The sequence below is a fragment of the Komagataeibacter intermedius TF2 genome, from assembly GCF_000964425.1.
Lineage (GTDB): Bacteria > Pseudomonadota > Alphaproteobacteria > Acetobacterales > Acetobacteraceae > Komagataeibacter > Komagataeibacter intermedius.
Genome location: NZ_BANF01000530.1, coordinates 1 through 635 on the forward strand (window position 1 = coordinate 1; position 635 = coordinate 635).

The 635-nt window shown below is 62.0% G+C and carries 1 pseudogene; it reads right to left on the bottom strand.

Annotation, left to right across the window (positions count from 1 at the left end):
- Positions 1–635 (bottom strand): annotated as a pseudogene (locus tag B7449_RS18305) (IS1380-like element IS1380A family transposase); the annotation flags it as partial.

Genomic DNA, 635 nt, shown 5'->3' on the forward strand with positions numbered 1-635 from the left:
CTCCAGGCTGGTCTGGCCAAGGGCCAGTCTTTGCAGAGCGGTCAGCAGGACATAGGCTGCGGCCGAGAACCACAGCCGGAGCTGGTTGGCCCGGATGGTGTGGGACGAGGTCCTGTCTGAGAACAGATCCATCCGGCATTCCTTGATGCGGTTTTCCATATCCCCGCGTGCGCAGTAAATCTGTTCGTAGAGATGGCGGGGGTCGGACATTCCCTGCGGTAGCGTGGTGACAATAAAGCGATGATAGCGGTTGCCGTGGTGCCATTCGGCCTTGGCCACCACCCGCCTGCGGCGCGTCCAGCTGTCCTTTGTGATCCAGTCAAAGGAGGCGAAACCGCGCGCAGCTCTGCCTGTCGTGGCGGCTTCGTCACGAACCTCAGCGGACAAAGAGGCAATCCGGTCATACAGGCGGGTGTTGCCTGCAAGCCCGAACAGGAAGTCAACGTGGTTGTCTTCGCACCATGTCATCAGACTGTCCCGGGCGAAACCGCTGTCCCCACGCACCAGGATACGCACCTGGGCCCAACGGCTCCTGATCTGCTCCACGATCCGGCGGATGTCTGCCAGTGCTTCCTTCCCCGGGTCCCTGTCTGCCGTGCGCAGGGTAGCGCTGAGGAGATGGTCCCCGCAGAAGA